This window comes from Streptomyces sp. NPDC008125, from assembly GCF_042957125.1.
Lineage (GTDB): Bacteria > Actinomycetota > Actinomycetes > Streptomycetales > Streptomycetaceae > Streptomyces.
The window spans coordinates 23,432-38,305 of sequence record NZ_JBIBHR010000027.1 but is presented as its reverse complement, the minus strand read 5'-3'; the positions used below and the strand labels follow the sequence as shown (position 1 = coordinate 38,305).

At 71.5% G+C, this 14,874-nt stretch carries 10 protein-coding genes and 1 pseudogene; 6 read left to right on the top strand and 5 right to left on the bottom strand.

Annotated features, from left to right (window positions below):
- Positions 1-361: 361 nt before the first annotated feature.
- Positions 362-2,035, top strand: a complete 1,674-nt coding sequence (locus ACFZAX_RS32190) for a ricin-type beta-trefoil lectin domain protein (RefSeq protein ID WP_390965998.1) — start codon at positions 362-364, stop codon at positions 2,033-2,035.
- 133 nt (positions 2,036-2,168) lie between these two features.
- Positions 2,169-2,684 (top strand): annotated as a pseudogene (locus ACFZAX_RS32185) (MFS transporter); the annotation flags it as partial.
- 183 nt (positions 2,685-2,867) lie between these two features.
- Here ACFZAX_RS32185 and ACFZAX_RS32180 read toward each other — a convergent pair.
- From ACFZAX_RS32180 to ACFZAX_RS32160, 5 genes are all read right to left on the bottom strand, one after another.
- Positions 2,868-4,877, bottom strand: a complete 2,010-nt coding sequence (locus ACFZAX_RS32180; protein ID WP_390965997.1) for a GxGYxYP domain-containing protein — start codon at positions 4,875-4,877, stop codon at positions 2,868-2,870.
- A 220-nt stretch (positions 4,878-5,097) separates the two neighbouring features.
- Positions 5,098-6,735, bottom strand: coding sequence for an FAD-dependent oxidoreductase (locus ACFZAX_RS32175; protein WP_390965995.1), 1,638 nt, complete (start codon positions 6,733-6,735; stop codon positions 5,098-5,100).
- Between the two features lie 115 nt (positions 6,736-6,850).
- Entirely contained in the window at positions 6,851-7,297 is a 447-nt protein-coding gene (locus tag ACFZAX_RS32170; RefSeq protein ID WP_390965993.1) for an SRPBCC family protein, read from the bottom strand.
- Between the two features lie 430 nt (positions 7,298-7,727).
- The gene (locus ACFZAX_RS32165) at positions 7,728-8,195 is read right to left on the bottom strand and encodes a DUF5709 domain-containing protein (protein ID WP_390965991.1); all 468 of its coding nucleotides are present in this window, start codon (positions 8,193-8,195) and stop codon (positions 7,728-7,730) included.
- A gap of 117 nt (positions 8,196-8,312) precedes the next feature.
- Positions 8,313-8,639, bottom strand: coding sequence for a plasmid stabilization protein (locus ACFZAX_RS32160; protein ID WP_390965989.1), 327 nt, complete (start codon positions 8,637-8,639; stop codon positions 8,313-8,315).
- Positions 8,640-9,160: 521 nt separating this feature from the next.
- Between ACFZAX_RS32160 and ACFZAX_RS32155 the strand changes: the two genes are divergently transcribed.
- The 4 genes from ACFZAX_RS32155 (at position 9,161) to nrfD (ending at position 14,866) form a co-directional block, all read left to right on the top strand.
- The gene (locus ACFZAX_RS32155; protein ID WP_390965987.1) at positions 9,161-9,433 is read left to right on the top strand and encodes a DUF4873 domain-containing protein; all 273 of its coding nucleotides are present in this window, start codon (positions 9,161-9,163) and stop codon (positions 9,431-9,433) included.
- 182 nt (positions 9,434-9,615) lie between these two features.
- Entirely contained in the window at positions 9,616-12,861 is a 3,246-nt protein-coding gene (gene fdh / locus ACFZAX_RS32150; RefSeq protein ID WP_390965985.1) for a formate dehydrogenase, read from the top strand.
- The gene (locus ACFZAX_RS32145) at positions 12,858-13,868 is read left to right on the top strand and encodes a 4Fe-4S dicluster domain-containing protein (protein ID WP_390965984.1); all 1,011 of its coding nucleotides are present in this window, start codon (positions 12,858-12,860) and stop codon (positions 13,866-13,868) included. The genes fdh and ACFZAX_RS32145 overlap by 4 nt, the downstream gene beginning before the upstream one ends.
- A complete protein-coding gene (nrfD, locus tag ACFZAX_RS32140) occupies positions 13,865-14,866 on the top strand; it encodes an NrfD/PsrC family molybdoenzyme membrane anchor subunit (RefSeq protein ID WP_390965982.1) in 1,002 nt (333 codons plus the stop codon). Before ACFZAX_RS32145 ends, nrfD begins: the two co-directional genes overlap by 4 nt.
- Positions 14,867-14,874 lie beyond the last annotated feature (8 nt).

Here is a 14,874-nt window from a genome sequence, read left to right as displayed (position 1 = left end):
CCGTCCCCCGACCTGCTGCCCTTGTGGCCCCGGACTCCCGCCGTCGCCGCGCTCCGCGAGCGGACCGAGGACTTCGAGACGCAGCGCGACCCGGCGGCCTCCACGGACCTCCCGCCGGGGGAGTGACGCGGGAGCGTGCCTCCGCGACGTCCCCCTCTTCAACGAAGTGGGTGCCCCTCGCCGGATGCGGTGGAGACGGCCACTCCATCGACGCGGGGGAGGAGAGGGGCAGAGCCACCTCGGTGAGCGAAGATCGCGCGACGCCCACACTATTGACATGTGCATGTAATGGCGATGTGATGTGGTCGATTCCGTCTGTCCTTGTTGGGTTGTGCGTCAATTACCCCCTCAGGAGCCGCACATGTCCGGTGAACAGCACAGTTTCAGACACCGTTTAGCCGCCTCGGTCGCCTCCTTCACGCTCGCCCTCGGAGGACTGACCGGGGCCGCCGCGGTGACCACGGGAGTCACGGCCGGCGCGCAACTCACCGCCGTGGCCGCCGCTCCGGAAGCCGCCGCGCTGGAGAACGGCCTGGCCCGGACTCCGCAGATGGGCTTCAACAACTGGAACACCACGGGCTGCGGTGCGCAGTTCGACGAGGCGATGGTCAAGGGCGTCGCCGACGCCTTCGTCTCCACCGGCCTCAAGGCGGCCGGCTACACCTACGTCAACCTCGACGACTGCTGGGCGCTGCCCTCGCGGGACGCGTCCGGCAACCTGGTCGCCGACCCGGTGCGTTTCCCGAACGGCATCAAGGCCGTCGCGGACTACGTGCACTCCAAGGGGCTGAAATTCGGCCTCTATTCGAGCGCGGGCACCAAGACCTGTGCGAGCAACGGATTCCCCGGCGGCCTCGGCCATGAGCAGCAGGACGCCGACCTGTGGGCCTCCTGGGGTGTGGACTACCTCAAGTACGACAACTGCAACAACACCGGCGTCGACGCCCGGACCCGGTACAAGACGATGGGTGACGCGCTGAAGGCCACCGGCCGTCCGATCCTCTACAGCATCTGCGAATGGGGCTCCAACCAGCCCTGGAACTGGGCGCCGTCCCTCGGCAACTCCTGGCGCACCACCGGCGACATCAACGACTCGTGGTCCTCCATGATCGGCATCGCCCACGGGAACCAGCCACTGGCGCAGTACGCCAAGCCCGGCGCCTGGAACGACCCGGACATGCTGGAGGTCGGCAACGGCGGTATGACCGACACCGAGTACCGCACCCACTTCAGTCTCTGGGCGCAGATGGCCGCACCCCTGCTCATCGGCACCGACGTCCGCACCGCGAACCCGGCGTCGCTGACCATCCTGAAGAACACCGACGTCATCGCCGTCGACCAGGATTCCCTGGGCAAGCAGGGCACCGTCCTCTCCTCCTCCGGCGGACTCGTCGTGATGTCCAAGCAGTTGGCCAACGGCGACCGTGCGGTCACCCTCACCAACGAGAACGGTTCCGCCGCCACCGTCAGCACCACCGCGGCCGCCGCGGGGATGCCTGCCGGGTCCTCCTACCGGCTCGCCAACCTGTGGTCCAAGGCGGTCTCCTCGACGAGCGGCACGATCAGCGCGACGGTGCCCGCCCACGGCACGGTGATGTACCGGGTCTCCGTCGGCTCCGGCGGCAGCGCCGGTACGACTCATCCGCTGATCAGCGCCTCCTCCCAGCGCTGCCTCGACGTGGAAGCCGGGGGGACGGAGCCCGGAACCAGGGTCGAGATCTGGGACTGCCACGGGGGAGGCAACCAGGCCGTGACGCTCACCGCGGCCGGTGAGTTGCGCCTCTACGGCGGAACGGCGTGCCTCGACGCCGACGACAACCAGACCGCACCCGGCACCGCGGTGCAGCTCTGGAACTGCAACGGCGGAGCCAACCAGCAATGGAAGCTCAACCCCGACGGGACCGTCACCGGTACCCAGTCGGGCCTCTGCCTCGACGTCACGGGCGGTGACAAGCCGGCGGGGAACGTCAACGGGACCGCGCTGGAGCTGTGGAACTGCAACGCTGGCGCCAACCAGAAATGGAGCCTGGGCTGACACCATCCCGGGCCCGGAGCCGGTGACGGGCCCGGCGTGGGCGCTTCAGGCGCGCACGCCGGGCCGGCCGAGCTTGCCGGTGAGTCGGTGAACCTGCCCCCGGCGCACCGCATTCGAAACGTTTTCCGAGGGCGCCGCCTACACCGCCTACGCCTACAGCGTTCCGGTCCTGCGGGCGGTGCGGGTGCCCGACGGCACGGACCTGTGGATGCTCTTCCTGTACGGACTGGGCGCCGTCCTCGGCAACCTGGCGTCCGGGTACGCCACCGACCGCTGGGGTGCCGTCCGGGTCCTGACCACTGGATACCTCGGCATGGTACTCGCCCTCGGCCTGCTCACCTGGGTCGCCGCCACGCACGTCCGGCTGGTCCTCCTGGTCGGAGTACTCGTCCTGCTCTGGGGGGCGAGCAGTTGGTGCCAGACGCCCGCCCAGCAGCACCGGCTCATCGAAGTCGCCCCGCAGGAAGCGCCGTTGGTGGTCTCCCTCAACTCCTCGGGGATCTACCTCGGCATCGGCCTCGGCACCGTACTCGGCGGAATCACGCTCCCGCACGGGGCGACGCTCGTGTACGGCCTGGGGACGGTGCAGGCGATCGCCGCCCTGTTGTTCCTGCGGGTCACCGCACGCACGGCGACCCGCATCGGCTGAACCACCAGGGTTGCCACCGGGGGCCTGGCCGCCGCCGCGCGGTGCCGACCGGGCCCTCGTACCGCTGCGTCGTGTGGTGAACCTGGCGCCGTCCGTCCGGAGGGCGCCGGACGGGCGGGACTTTCACCACCCGACCTGGGTGCGCCGCCCCACGTCAGTGCCGGGAGACACGCTCCGCCCGCTTCATCGGCCCGCCCGGTTCATCAGGTCGAAGAAGGTGTCGCCACGCACCACTTCGAACGGCGAGCCGAGCAGCCCGACGAGTTCGGCGGCATCGCTCGGCGTCCAGCTCCAGGCGTTTATCGCACCCGCGACGAACAGGGGAGCCGCACCGTCCCAGCCCTCGACGTGCTCCAGCAGCGCGTCCCGGTACTCCGCGGCCTTCCCCTGCGGGAAGAAGTTGCCGATCACCGGTATGCCGGCCTGCCTGGTCTGCAGGTCCCCGGTCTCCCAGGACTGGACGACGCCGCGCAGCGGGGTGTTCCGTCGGTAGGAGTCGACGACCCGCTCGTCGAACGGCATCCAGCCATCGCCCGTCGTGCTGCGCTGGTTGTACGCGTACACCAGGTCCATGCCGGTCCGGCGCAGGAACCGCCCGGTGAGTCGGGTGTAGGCGTCCAGGGCGTCGGCGGGCCAGGAACCCGGGTAGGTGTAGCCGGCGCCGGAGGGACCGGAGATGAGCAGGTCGTTGGCGGTGGCGGTGTTCTGGTAGTACGCCAGCAGGGCGGGGCCGATGTCCGCGAGCAGCGGGCTGACCGTCCAGTTGAGCGGCACGCTGCCCCGTCCGGGGTCCTCCCAGATCGTGCGCATGTGGCGCTGGCAGTACTGGACGTTGTCGCCCTCGCCGAAGGTGAGGGTGAGGTAGACGCGGTTGGCGAGCTTGGCCTTCGGCCTCGTACGGACCTTGTCCGAGATCTTCGCGGACACTCCGGCGTGCACGGTGCCGTTCATGAAGAAGTCCGCGGGCACCACCTCGATGCCGTGCTGGGAAGCCCGGTCGACTCCGCCCCACTCGCCCGCCACGTCGTTGGAGAACCAGCCGGCGTACGGGGTGGTGGGCTGGACCCGGCTGAAGACCTCGTCGAGGAGCGCGCCCGTCTCGCCCGACGGAGGCAGCCAGACGACCATGGCCCGGCTCGCGACGGCGTAGTCCCGGAAGTACGGGAACGGTTCGACCCGGGTGGGCGAGGTGGCGGTCGCGGACACCAGGTACTGGTTCCACAGATCGGCCTCGACCAGGAGCTGCCGCGTGCCTGGCGGCGGGGCGAAGTGGTAGATGAAGTAACCGCCGCCGTCGGAGAACCGGTTGGCGTCCCCGCCGATGGAGGAGTTGGAGCCGTCGAAGAGAAACGGCGCCTCGGCCTCCGTACCCGGCGCGAAGGAGGCGATCACCTGGCCGTCCGCCTTCACCGTGACCGAACCGACCGAAGCGCCCCATCCGTCGTCGCCGAACGAGTCCTGGAAGCGCAGGTAGACGCCGTTCCCGCCGGTCAGTTCCGCACTCACGTCGAAGGTGCGGACCTGCCGGTTCGACGAATCACGGACCCGCTCGCGCTCCCGCGCGATCTCGCGCCAGCTCACCTGGGCGGTCTGCACCGTCCGGGTCGGCGGCAGCCCGGTCAGCAGCGTGTGGGTGCAGCGCGGGAAGAGATGGTCCAACTGCCACCGGTAGGTGGCGAGTACGTCGTCCGCGTCGAAGCGCCCGCGCAGATCGGCCACGGTTTTCAGGCCGTACGCACGGGCCTGTTCCGCGGTGGCGGCGACGGCGTTCTCCAGGCCGGCCAGGGTGGTCGCCACATTCACGGAGTCCGGCACGCCCGGGTCGTGCAGGACCGCGCCGCGTATCTCACCCCGGTAGTGGGCGACCAGGTCCAGCGCGCGGTCGTGGCGGGTGACCCGGGCGCCGGTGCCCGGGAGCCAGCCGGAGTCGACTCCACTGCTGTCGAAGTTGAAATAGAGGCGCGGACTACGGCGGTTGATCACTCCCTGAAGGGTCGTCAGGAGCAGCTGGTCGTTTCCGTCGAGGGAGCCGACGTCGGCGACGTCGAGCCGGGCGGGGCGGCCGAACGACGGCAACAGGCGCGCCGCGGCGCGGTTTTCCGCCGCGCCGGCCCCGGGGGAGAAGAAGATCCCGGGACCGCCGGCCGCGAGAGCCGCTCCGCCCGCCTGCAGAAGAGTTCTTCGGGACACCATCGGCGATCACTGCTCCTTGGGGAGGGGACGACGGGGAGATGACATCGTTGTCACATCTCGTGACATCGTTGTCACGCCGTCGGTGAAGGTAGTGCCGGGCCGGAGTGTTGTCCATGGTGCGCGCAAGGAACCACCTTCGGCGCACCCTCTTTTGAGCCGGTTCACGGCAAAGCTGACCACGGGGACGGGGCGAGCTCGGCCGAACGGCGGCAGGCGCGCGCTACGGTGTCCGGCGGGAGACTTCGCCCGTCCGGCCGCGGTGGGCCAGCAGACGCTGTGCGGCGGACAGTGCGGCACCACCCGCGCGCCCCGACCGGAGCGCGGCGCGGGCTGCGTTGGCCCCGGGTGCTCCGTGCACCCCGCCACCCGGATGGGCGGACGCGGAGGCCAGGTACAGCCGCTTCACAGGCGTCTCGGGGCGGCCTGTTCCCGGCACCGGCCGGAACACCAACTGCTGGTGCATCGAGGCCGTTCCACCGTTGATGGCGCCGTTGCGGAGATTGCCGTCCGCCGCTTCGAGCGCACCCGGCGAGAGAATCCGCCGGGCGCGGACGCGGTCGCGGAACCCGGGGGCGTACCGCTCCACCTGCTGCTCCACCCGGTCCGCCATCCGCTCCGCCTCCCCGGCGTCCCACGTGTCCGTGAGCCCGTCCGCCCCGGCGTCCGCCTTCACCCGGTGCGGCACATGCGTGTAGGCCCAGGCCGATTCGGTGCCCAGCGGCGAACGCGTGGCGTCCGCGGTGGTCATCTGCCCGCAGAGGAGGAAGGGGCGGTCGGGAATCAGGCCCCGGGCGATCTGTGCCGCCCACCGGGTCAGCTCGTCAACACCCTCCGACAGGTGCACCGTGCCGGCCGTGGCGGCGGCCGGTGCACTCCACGGGATCGGACCGTCCAGCGCCCAGTCCACCTTGAACGTGGCGAAGTCCCACTCGAACCGGCGCATGTCGTCGAAGATCCGCGGCGGCAGGTGTTCCGCCCGGACCAGGGACGTGTACAGGCTGGGCGCCGACACGTCCGCGAGCACCGCCCGCCGGGCGGGAACGCCCTCCCCGGAGGCCGTACGGACGCCCACGGCGCGGCCCTGCCGCACCACCACCTCGGTGACCCGCTGCCCGCACCGCACGGCGCCGCCGCGCGATCGCAGCCGTCGCACCAGCGCCTCGGTCAGGGCCCCGGCGCCTCCGACCGGTACGGGAAAGCCGTAGGCCTGCCCGAGCATCGCCATCAGCCAGCCGAAACCGCCACTGCCGGCCGCCTCGGGCGCCAGATCCGCGTGCAACGCGCTGCCGGCCAGCAGCAGTTTGCCCCCCTCGCCGAGGAACTCCTCGTCACCCAGCCTCCGTACCGGCAGAACGAGACTGCGGGCGAGCCGGAGCCCGCCCGCCGCCCGGAGCCTCGCCGCCAGCACGCTTCCGGCGAGGACGGGCGGGAAGGGGGAGAAGAGGGCCTTGACGATGTCGTCCCCGAGCCGGTCCCAGATGTGGCAGAGGCGGAGCCAGCTCTCGCCGTCTCCCGGCGCGAAGCCGTCCAGGGCATCCGCCGTCACCGTCCGGTCGCGGTCCAGAACCGCGCAGCGGCCGTCGAGCAGCGGATGGGCGAGCACGTGCGGCGCGTGGCTCCAACGCAGACCCTCCCGGCCCAGGTCAAGGGCGGACAGCACGGGGGAGGCCGCCGCGAGAGGGTAGAACGAGCTGAACACGTCACTGACGTAGTCGGGATGGACCTGCCGGTCGCTGCGGACGGCGCCACCCGGTTCGGGCTGCTCCTCCAGGACCTCGACGCTCCACCCCGCGTCGGCCAGGACGTTGGCCGCGACCAGGCCGTTGGGCCCGCTTCCGATCACTACCGCGTCGACCATGGTGCCACCCTTCGGCGCGATGCCGCTGTGCTGTGCCGGGTTGTGGAGTGCCGTGCCGTGAAGCGGTGCCCGGTCCGTGCGGTGCCGTTTGTCCCGCGCCGGGCCGTCGGAGCCGTCAGGCCTGTGGGCGGGACCTCTCCTCGACCAGCCGGGCGAGCCGCGTCAGCATGCTGCGGTGGCGGATCTGGAGCACCGTGTCCAGCAGCGCGTTGTGCAGGGCGGCTCCCAGCCCCCTCAGAGGGTGCTCGTCGACGATGACGAGGGTCTTGTCGCCCCAGGGGCGGATGTCGAAGGCGATGCGCGCCGACCCCAGTGGGCCGCCACTCGCCTCCAGCTCCAGCGCGCCTGGCCGCTCCACGCGTCGGACCACCGTGCGTCCGGTGACCTCCTTCGGACCCACGCGCAGGACGTACGTGATCGAGGACCCCACTTCCGGCCAGACCCCCGACTCCGGCCGGGACCGCTCGGTCCCGACCACCCACTCGCCGTAGAGGGTCGGGTCTTCCAGCACGCCCCACACCGCGGCCGGCGGCCGGTCGATGAGGTGGTGACGGACAGCCATGATTCTCCTCGGGGTGTCGTGGGGAAACCGGAAGGCGCCGCCCTCGGACTCCGAGCCGTCGGCACCTCGCACCTCGTCCGGCGGCTGAACCCCGCCGCTCACCGGGCGGGACCGCCTCCCCACCCCGATTGAACCGCGTTCGCGGCGATCGCGCAGGTCGGCCACGTCCGCGTCACCGGGCCGCGGACACCGGTGACACCGGGCGCCGGGGAGGACCGTCGGAGAACGGCGTTCTCATGTCGCGCCCCCTCATGCGCAGAACGGCATCGGCGACCTCGGCACGGCTGTCCGCCAGGCGCCCCCGGGCACAGTGACCCGCAGTGGACGGACACGGGAGTCCGACGCCGAGTACACGACGCACTGTTCGGTCACTTGCCCGCAGAGCACGACGTGGTCCACTCCGAGTCGCGTGCCCGGCCCGCGGCACCGCCTAGCGGCCCCGGCGGTCCTCGTCGTCGTCGACCACGTGCACGGCGGCCTCCTCGGCCGAGGCCGCACCGCCGTCGATGCCGACGTCCTCGGCGATGACGTCCGTATGCCGGCCGGTCGGGTCGTCGGCCGCGCTGAGGCGCCCGGCCCTCGGCCCGCCCTCGATCCGGTCCTCCGGCTCGCCCTCGCCGTCCCGGAGGTCGCCGATGCCGTCACCGTCGGGGGGTTCGACCTCGGCAACCTCTTGGGCGAGCCGCTGGTCCAGGGACTCGCCACGGCGTTCCTCGGCCCCCGTGGTGCCGTACTTGTCCACCGCCAGCGGACGCTCCGGAGGCGAGTAGCCCTCCTCCATCTGGTCGTCCAGGGTGCGTTCCCCGAGCGCGTCCTCCATGTCGAGCTCGTCGTTGGGCGGGTCCTGGCCGTCGTCCTGCGGCTGGTAGACGTCGTCTCCGCGCGCTTGCTCCGGCATCACTTGCTCCTTCACGTCCGGGTGGGGTGGCCATTCGTGCGTCCGCGCGCCCTTCGCGCGTGGGAAGGGCCACGGGTGCACGGCGTGTCACGCTCGTGCGCGACGGGGGCGGTCGCGTCAGCGGCCCAGCGCCTTCCGCAACTGCTCCTTGTTCATGGAGGAGCGACCGTCGATGTTCTTCTTCCTGGCTTCCGCGTAGAGCTGGTCCTTCGTCGGCCCCTGCGCGCCCTCGTGCGAATGCTCGCCGCCGCGCTGGTAGGCCGACTTCTTGTCCTGGGTGGACGTCTTGCTGGCCGTCCTGGACTCGCCGGACCTGGCCCGCTCCTTGTTCACGGTCCTGGCGGCGATCTCCTCGGCCCGTGACTCGGAAGTACCCCGCTCTTGCTGGCTCTCCTTGATGTGTTCGTACTGACGTTCGCGTTTCGCGTTGGATCCAGCAGGCATGGCTCTATCCTTTCCGATTCGTCCCTCCCGCGGGTCGTGCTCCGCGTCGGGCCCGGCCGACGTCGCACGCGTTCCGGCGCGGGGTGTCCCACGGGGTTCCTCACCCGCCACCGTCTCCTCGGGGGACACGGGGGACACGGGGGACATCACCCCGCGTTTCCTGGAACAGCTACCACTAAACAACGATGACCCCGAAAGGGCTCTCGCTCCAGTTCCACGGGTGGCGCGCGGGGGAGTGAGGAGAGCCCGGGGGTGGCACTTCGCGCGCTGCCTGACCCAATCGTGCGCTGCTCTGCCACCGGTCGCTTCGCTCCGCGATCCATGAGAGGCATGGAGTAATCGGGCCGGGGGATGCTGCTGAGGACGCCGGTGCGTGGAGGACGGCTCGCGCGCCCCACTCCACGCACCGGCGGGGTCCTCGCACCGCACCAGCGTCCCCGCACCGCACCAGCGTCCCCGCGCCGGGCACGCGCATCGCGCCGAGGCTGCGTCCTTTCCGCTCCGCCGGGCACGCTGGAACCATGACCGACATCTACGAAGGCCCTGCCACGCTCGTCATCGGCGACGAGGAAACCCCTGTGACGGCCGCGCTGCGATCCGGCAGCGGCACCACGCCCGGCCCCTGGTCCGGCACGGTCCGGGCCGACGGCCTGGACCTCTCGTTCTGGCCCGCCGTGCAGAGCGGCGGAGTCGTGATCCTGATGCCGGACGGCCGAAGGGGGACGGCCCAGATCGACATGGACGCGGAAAGCGGAAGCGCCACGCTCAGTGGCCGGGGCTCTGCACCCTTCTGATCCCACCGGAGCGGCAGGGGGCGGAAGCCACGTGTACGCGCCACCCTCCCGGGTAACCGGGAGGCGTCCGCGCCCGGGTCGCCGCCCCGGCCGCTCCGGGTCAATCTGGGGGAGGAGCCGATGCCCGGCTCCCGGCCCGGCGGCGCGGCCCCGGCCCAGAGTCCCCGCCGGAGGTTTCCCACATGGGCCTGCGCACCTGGATCACCGAATGGCCCGTCTACCGGCAGCTCACCGGCGACGACCCACTCGGGCGTGGCCACGCCGCCCGCTCCCCCCACACCGACGCGCTGCGGCCCCGCACGGACACCGCCGACCGGGTCGTACGCTCGGTGTGCCCGTACTGCGCGGTGGGCTGCGGCCAGCAGATCTACGTCAAGGACGATCGGGTCGTCCAGATCGAGGGCGATCCCGACTCGCCCGTCAGCCGCGGCCGACTCTGTCCCAAGGGCTCCGCGACGCTCCAGCTCACCACCGGCTCCGGCCGGCGCCACCAGGTGCTCCACCGCCGCCCGTACAGCACGGAGTGGGAGACGCTCGACCTGGAGACCGCCATGGACATGGTGGCCGAGCGCGTGGTGAAGACGCGCGCGGACAGCTGGGAGTGGGAGCGCGACGGCGTACGCACCGCCCGCACGATGGGGATCGCCAGCCTCGGCGGAGCGACGCTGGACAACGAGGAGAACTACCTCATCAAGAAGCTGCTGACGGGCCTGGGAGTCGTCCAGGTCGAGAACCAGGCGCGGGTCTGCCACAGTTCCACCGTCGCGGGGCTCGGCACCTCGTTCGGACGCGGTGGCGCCACCACCTTCATGCAGGACCTCCAGCACTCCGACTGCATCGTGATCCAGGGCTCCAACTACGCCGAGGCCCACCCCGTCGGATTCCAGTGGGTGATGGAGGCCAAGACCCGCGGCGCGAAGATCATCCATGTCGACCCCCGGTTCACCCGCACCAGCGCCCTCGCCGACCTGCACGTTCCCATCCGGGCCGGCAGTGACATCGTCTTCCTCGGCGCGATCATCAACCACGTGCTGACGGAGGGCAAGGACTTCCGCGAGTACGTGCTGCGCTACACCAACGCCGCCACCCTGGTCTCCGAGGACTTCCGGGACACCGAGGACCTCGACGGCGTCTTCTCCGGGTTCGATCCGGAGACCGGTACCTACGACCCGGCGAGCTGGCAGTACGAGGGCTCCGACGTGCAGGCTCCCGCCGGCGACCCCGACCAGCGCTACGAGGAGCGGGTCGAGGAGGCCGGAGGATCCGAGACCCACGGCTCCGGCGGCGCCCAGACCGAGAGCGTGCCGCCCCGGGACGAGACCCTGACCCACCCGCGCTGCGTCTACCAGGTCCTCAGGCGCCATTACGCCCGCTACACCCCCGAACTCGTCCAGGAGACCTGCGGGGTGGACCGGGCGACCTTCCTGGAGGTGTGCGAGGCGCTCACCTCCAACTCGGGCCGCGAACGTACCAGCGCGTTCTGCTATGCCGTCGGCTGGACGCAGCACACCGTCGGATCCCAGTACATCCGGGCCGCCTGCGTCCTCCAGCTCCTCCTCGGCAACATCGGCCGCCCCGGAGGCGGCATCCAGGCGCTGCGCGGGCACGCCTCCATCCAGGGCTCCAGCGACATCCCCACCCTCTTCAACCTGCTGCCCGGCTACCTCCCGATGCCCCACGCCCACATCCACGAGGACCTGGAGTCCTTCATCGCGGCGAGCCGCACCGACAAGGGGTTCTGGGGCGACATGCGGGCCTACTTCGTCAGCCTCCTCAAGGCCTACTACGGAGAAGCGGCCACCCCCGAGAACGACTTCTGCTTCGACCACCTGCCCCGCCTCACCGGATCGCACAGCACGTACGAAACCGTCATGGCCCAGCTGGACGGGGAGTGCAAGGGCTACTTCCTCATGGGGGAGAACCCCGCCGTCGGCTCCGCCAACACCAGACTCCAGCGCCTCGGCATGGCCCGACTCGACTGGCTCGTGGTCCGCGACTTCTCCCTCATCGAATCGGCCACCTGGTGGCAGGACGGCCCGGAGATCGCCACCGGTGAGATGCGCACCGAGGACATCGCCACCGAGGTGTTCTTCTTCCCCGCCGCCGCCCACACCGAGAAGTCCGGCTCGTTCACCAACACCAACCGGTGGGTCCAGTGGCACCGGGCAGCCGTCGAACCGGCCGGTGACGCCCGCAGCGACCTGTGGTTCATGTACCACCTCGGCCGCCGGATCAAGGAACGCCTCAAGGACTCCACCGACCCCATGGACCGGCCCGTCCAGGACCTGGCCTGGGACTACCCCGTGGACGGCCCCCTGCGAGAACCCTCCGCGGCAGCCGTCCTGGCCGAGATCAACGGACACGGCCCGGGCGGCGCGCCGCTCTCCGCGTACACCGAGCTGAAGGACGACGGTTCCACCGCGTGCGGCTGCTGGATCTACTGCGGGGTGTACGCGGACGGCGTCAACCAGGCGAACCGGCGCAAGCCGCACACCGAGCAGAGCTGGACCGCCCTCGAATGGGCCTGGGCCTGGCCCGCCAACCGGCGCATCCTCTACAACCGCGCCTCCGCCGACCCCGAGGGCCGTCCCTGGAGCGAGCGCAAGGCGTACGTCTGGTGGGACGCCGACGCCGGCCACTGGACCGGCCACGACGTCCCCGACTTCATCCCCGATCTCGACCCCGCGCACGTACCGGCCGAGGACGCCACCGGGCCCGAGGCCCTGCGCGGCGACGACCCGTTCATCATGCAGGCCGACGGCAAGGGCTGGCTCTACGTCCCCGCCGGTCTGGAGGACGGTCCGCTGCCCACGCACTACGAACCGCAGGACTCACCCTTCACCAACCTGCTGTACCCCGGAGTCTCCCGCTCCCCGGCGCGTACGGTCCTGGCCCGCGAGGGCAACCGCTACCACCCGAGCGGCGACGAGCCGGGCGCCGACGTCTACCCGTACATCGTGACGACCCACCGGCTCACCGAGCACTTCACCGCCGGCGGAATGAGCCGCTGGTCGCCCTACCTGAGCGAACTGCAACCGGAGTTCTTCTGCGAACTCTCCCCGCAGCTCGCTGCCGAACGCGGGCTGGAGCACGGCGGCTGGGCCACCGTCATCACCGCCCGCAACGCCGTCGAGGCCCGGGTTCTCGTCACCACCCGGATCAGGCCCCTGAAGGTGCACGGCCGGACCGTCCACCAGATCGGCATGCCCTTCCACTGGGGCCCCAACGGCGTCGTGACCGGTGACGCGGCCAACGAACTCATGGCGATCTCGATGGATCCCAACGCCCACATCCAGGAGGACAAGGCGCTCACCGCCGACATCCGCCCCGGCCGCAGGCCGCGGGGGCCCGCCCTGCCGGAACTGGTCGCCGAGTACCGCCGCCGGGCAGGCATCACCGACAGCACCGGAAGGGACCCGCGAGCATGACCAGCGACCAGAACTCCCCGGCCCGCGAAGGGGCGCAGAGCCCCTCCCGCCTCCGGCGCCTCCTCTCCGGACCCGAGAGCGACCCGGCCACCGACGCCGGCTACAGGGACGCACCGGACCGGGTCGGATTCTTCACCGACACCTCGGTGTGCATCGGCTGCAAGGCGTGCGAGGTGGCCTGCAAGGAGTGGAACGCCGTGCCCGAGGACGGCCTCACCCTGACCGGCATGTCGTACGACAACACCCAGAGCCTCGGCGCGTCCACCTGGCGTCACGTCGCCTTCATCGAACAGCAGGTGGCCGCCCCGACCGGTCCGCCGGACCCCGAGGGGCGCGCTTTGCTGCCGCTCGCGGTCGCCCCGGCGGACGGCGCCCAGGACCCCGGGACCACCCGCTGGCTCATGTCCTCCGACGTCTGCAAGCACTGCACCCACGCGGCCTGCCTCGACGTCTGCCCCACCGGCTCGCTCTTCCGGACCGAGTTCGGCACCGTCGTCGTCCAGGAGGACATCTGCAACGGCTGCGGCTACTGCGTCCCCGCCTGCCCGTACGGGGTGATCGAGCAACGCCCGGGCGACGGGCGCGCCTTCAAGTGCACCATGTGCTACGACCGGATCGGCGCCGGACAGGAACCCGCCTGCGCGAAGGCGTGCCCCACCGAGTCCATCCAGTTCGGTCCCCTGGACGAACTGCGTGAACGCGCCGCGCTGCGCGTGGAACAGCTCCACGCGGCCGACGTCCCGCAGGCCCGCCTCTACGGCCACGAACCCGACGACGGAGTGGGCGGCGACGGGGCCTTCTTCCTGTTGCTGGACGAACCGGAGGTCTACGGGCTGCCCCCGGCGCCCGTCGTCACCACGCGCGACCTGCCCACGATGTGGAAGCACGCCGGGGCCGCCGCCCTGGCCCTGCTGGCCGCCGCGGGCACTGCGCACGCCTGGTCCGCGTTCCTGGGGCACCTGCCCACAAGCCGTCCGACCGCACGTTTCGGGAAAGGACCCCGATGACCGCCTCCGCCGACACCCAGGGACCGCGCCGCAAGGGAGGCCGGAAACGCAGGGGTGAGGAACTCATGGTGCCCCGGGCCGAGTTCCGCTCCTACTACGGCCGTCCCATCATCAAGGCACCCTCCTGGGCCGCCCGTGACATCGCCGGATACTTCTTCCTCGGCGGACTCGCCGGGGCCGGTTCCGTGCTCGCCGCCGGCGCCCAGCTGACCGGCCGGAACACCACCGCGACCGCCCTCAAGCTCTCCTCGCTCGGCGCCATCGGCCTCTCCGTCGCCGCCCTCGTCAACGACCTCGGCCGCCCCGAGCGGTTCACGAACATGCTCCGCGTCTTCAAGCCGACCTCCCCGATGAGCGTCGGCTCCTGGCTGCTCGGCCTGTACGGTCCCGCCGCCGGCCTCGCTGCCCTCACCGCGGTCGGCGGCAGGTTCCCGCGCGCCGGAGCCGCCGCGACGGCCACCGCCGCGCTCACCGGACCGGCGGTCGCCACGTACACCGCGGTCCTCGCCGCCGACACCGCCGTACCGGCCTGGCACGGCGCGCACCGCGAACTGCCGTACCTGTTCGCCGCGTCCGCCACGGCAGCCGCCTCCGGCATGGCCCTCGTCCTCGGACCGGCCCGGGAGACCGGCCCCGCCCGCGCCGCCGCCGTCCTCGCCGCCGCGGCGGACCTGGCCGCGAGCACCGCCGCCGAACGCCGCCTCGGCCTGGTGGCGGAGACCTGGCGCGAGGGCCGGGCCGGCGCCCTCCTGCGTACCGCCCGCGCGCTCACGGTCGCGGGCGCGGCGGCCGCGACCGTGTCCGCACGACCCGGGCGAGCCGCGAAGCCTCTGGCGGTCCTGGGTGGCTGCGCCCTGCTGGCCGGGTCCGCCTGCACCCGCTTCGGCGTTTTCGCGGCCGGCGTCGCCTCCGCCGAGGACCCCAGGTACACGGTGCTGCCGCAGCGCGAGCACCTCGCCCGGCGGGAGGCGGCCGGAGACGCGGAGGCGGAAGGCTGATCCACCCG

Bases quoted from the DNA above. Each gene is read 5' to 3' on its own strand.
- ACFZAX_RS32190 (WP_390965998.1), top strand. From the start codon at position 362: ATGTCCGGTGAACAGCACAGTTTCAGACACCGTTTAGCCGCCTCGGTC.
- ACFZAX_RS32180 (WP_390965997.1), bottom strand. From the start codon at position 4,877: ATGGTGTCCCGAAGAACTCTTCTGCAGGCGGGCGGAGCGGCTCTCGCG.
- ACFZAX_RS32175 (WP_390965995.1), bottom strand. From the start codon at position 6,735: ATGGTCGACGCGGTAGTGATCGGAAGCGGGCCCAACGGCCTGGTCGCG.
- ACFZAX_RS32170 (WP_390965993.1), bottom strand. From the start codon at position 7,297: ATGGCTGTCCGTCACCACCTCATCGACCGGCCGCCGGCCGCGGTGTGG.
- ACFZAX_RS32165 (WP_390965991.1), bottom strand. From the start codon at position 8,195: ATGCCGGAGCAAGCGCGCGGAGACGACGTCTACCAGCCGCAGGACGAC.
- ACFZAX_RS32160 (WP_390965989.1), bottom strand. From the start codon at position 8,639: ATGCCTGCTGGATCCAACGCGAAACGCGAACGTCAGTACGAACACATC.
- ACFZAX_RS32155 (WP_390965987.1), top strand. From the start codon at position 9,161: ATGACCGACATCTACGAAGGCCCTGCCACGCTCGTCATCGGCGACGAG.
- fdh (WP_390965985.1), top strand. From the start codon at position 9,616: ATGGGCCTGCGCACCTGGATCACCGAATGGCCCGTCTACCGGCAGCTC.
- ACFZAX_RS32145 (WP_390965984.1), top strand. From the start codon at position 12,858: ATGACCAGCGACCAGAACTCCCCGGCCCGCGAAGGGGCGCAGAGCCCC.
- nrfD (WP_390965982.1), top strand. From the start codon at position 13,865: ATGACCGCCTCCGCCGACACCCAGGGACCGCGCCGCAAGGGAGGCCGG.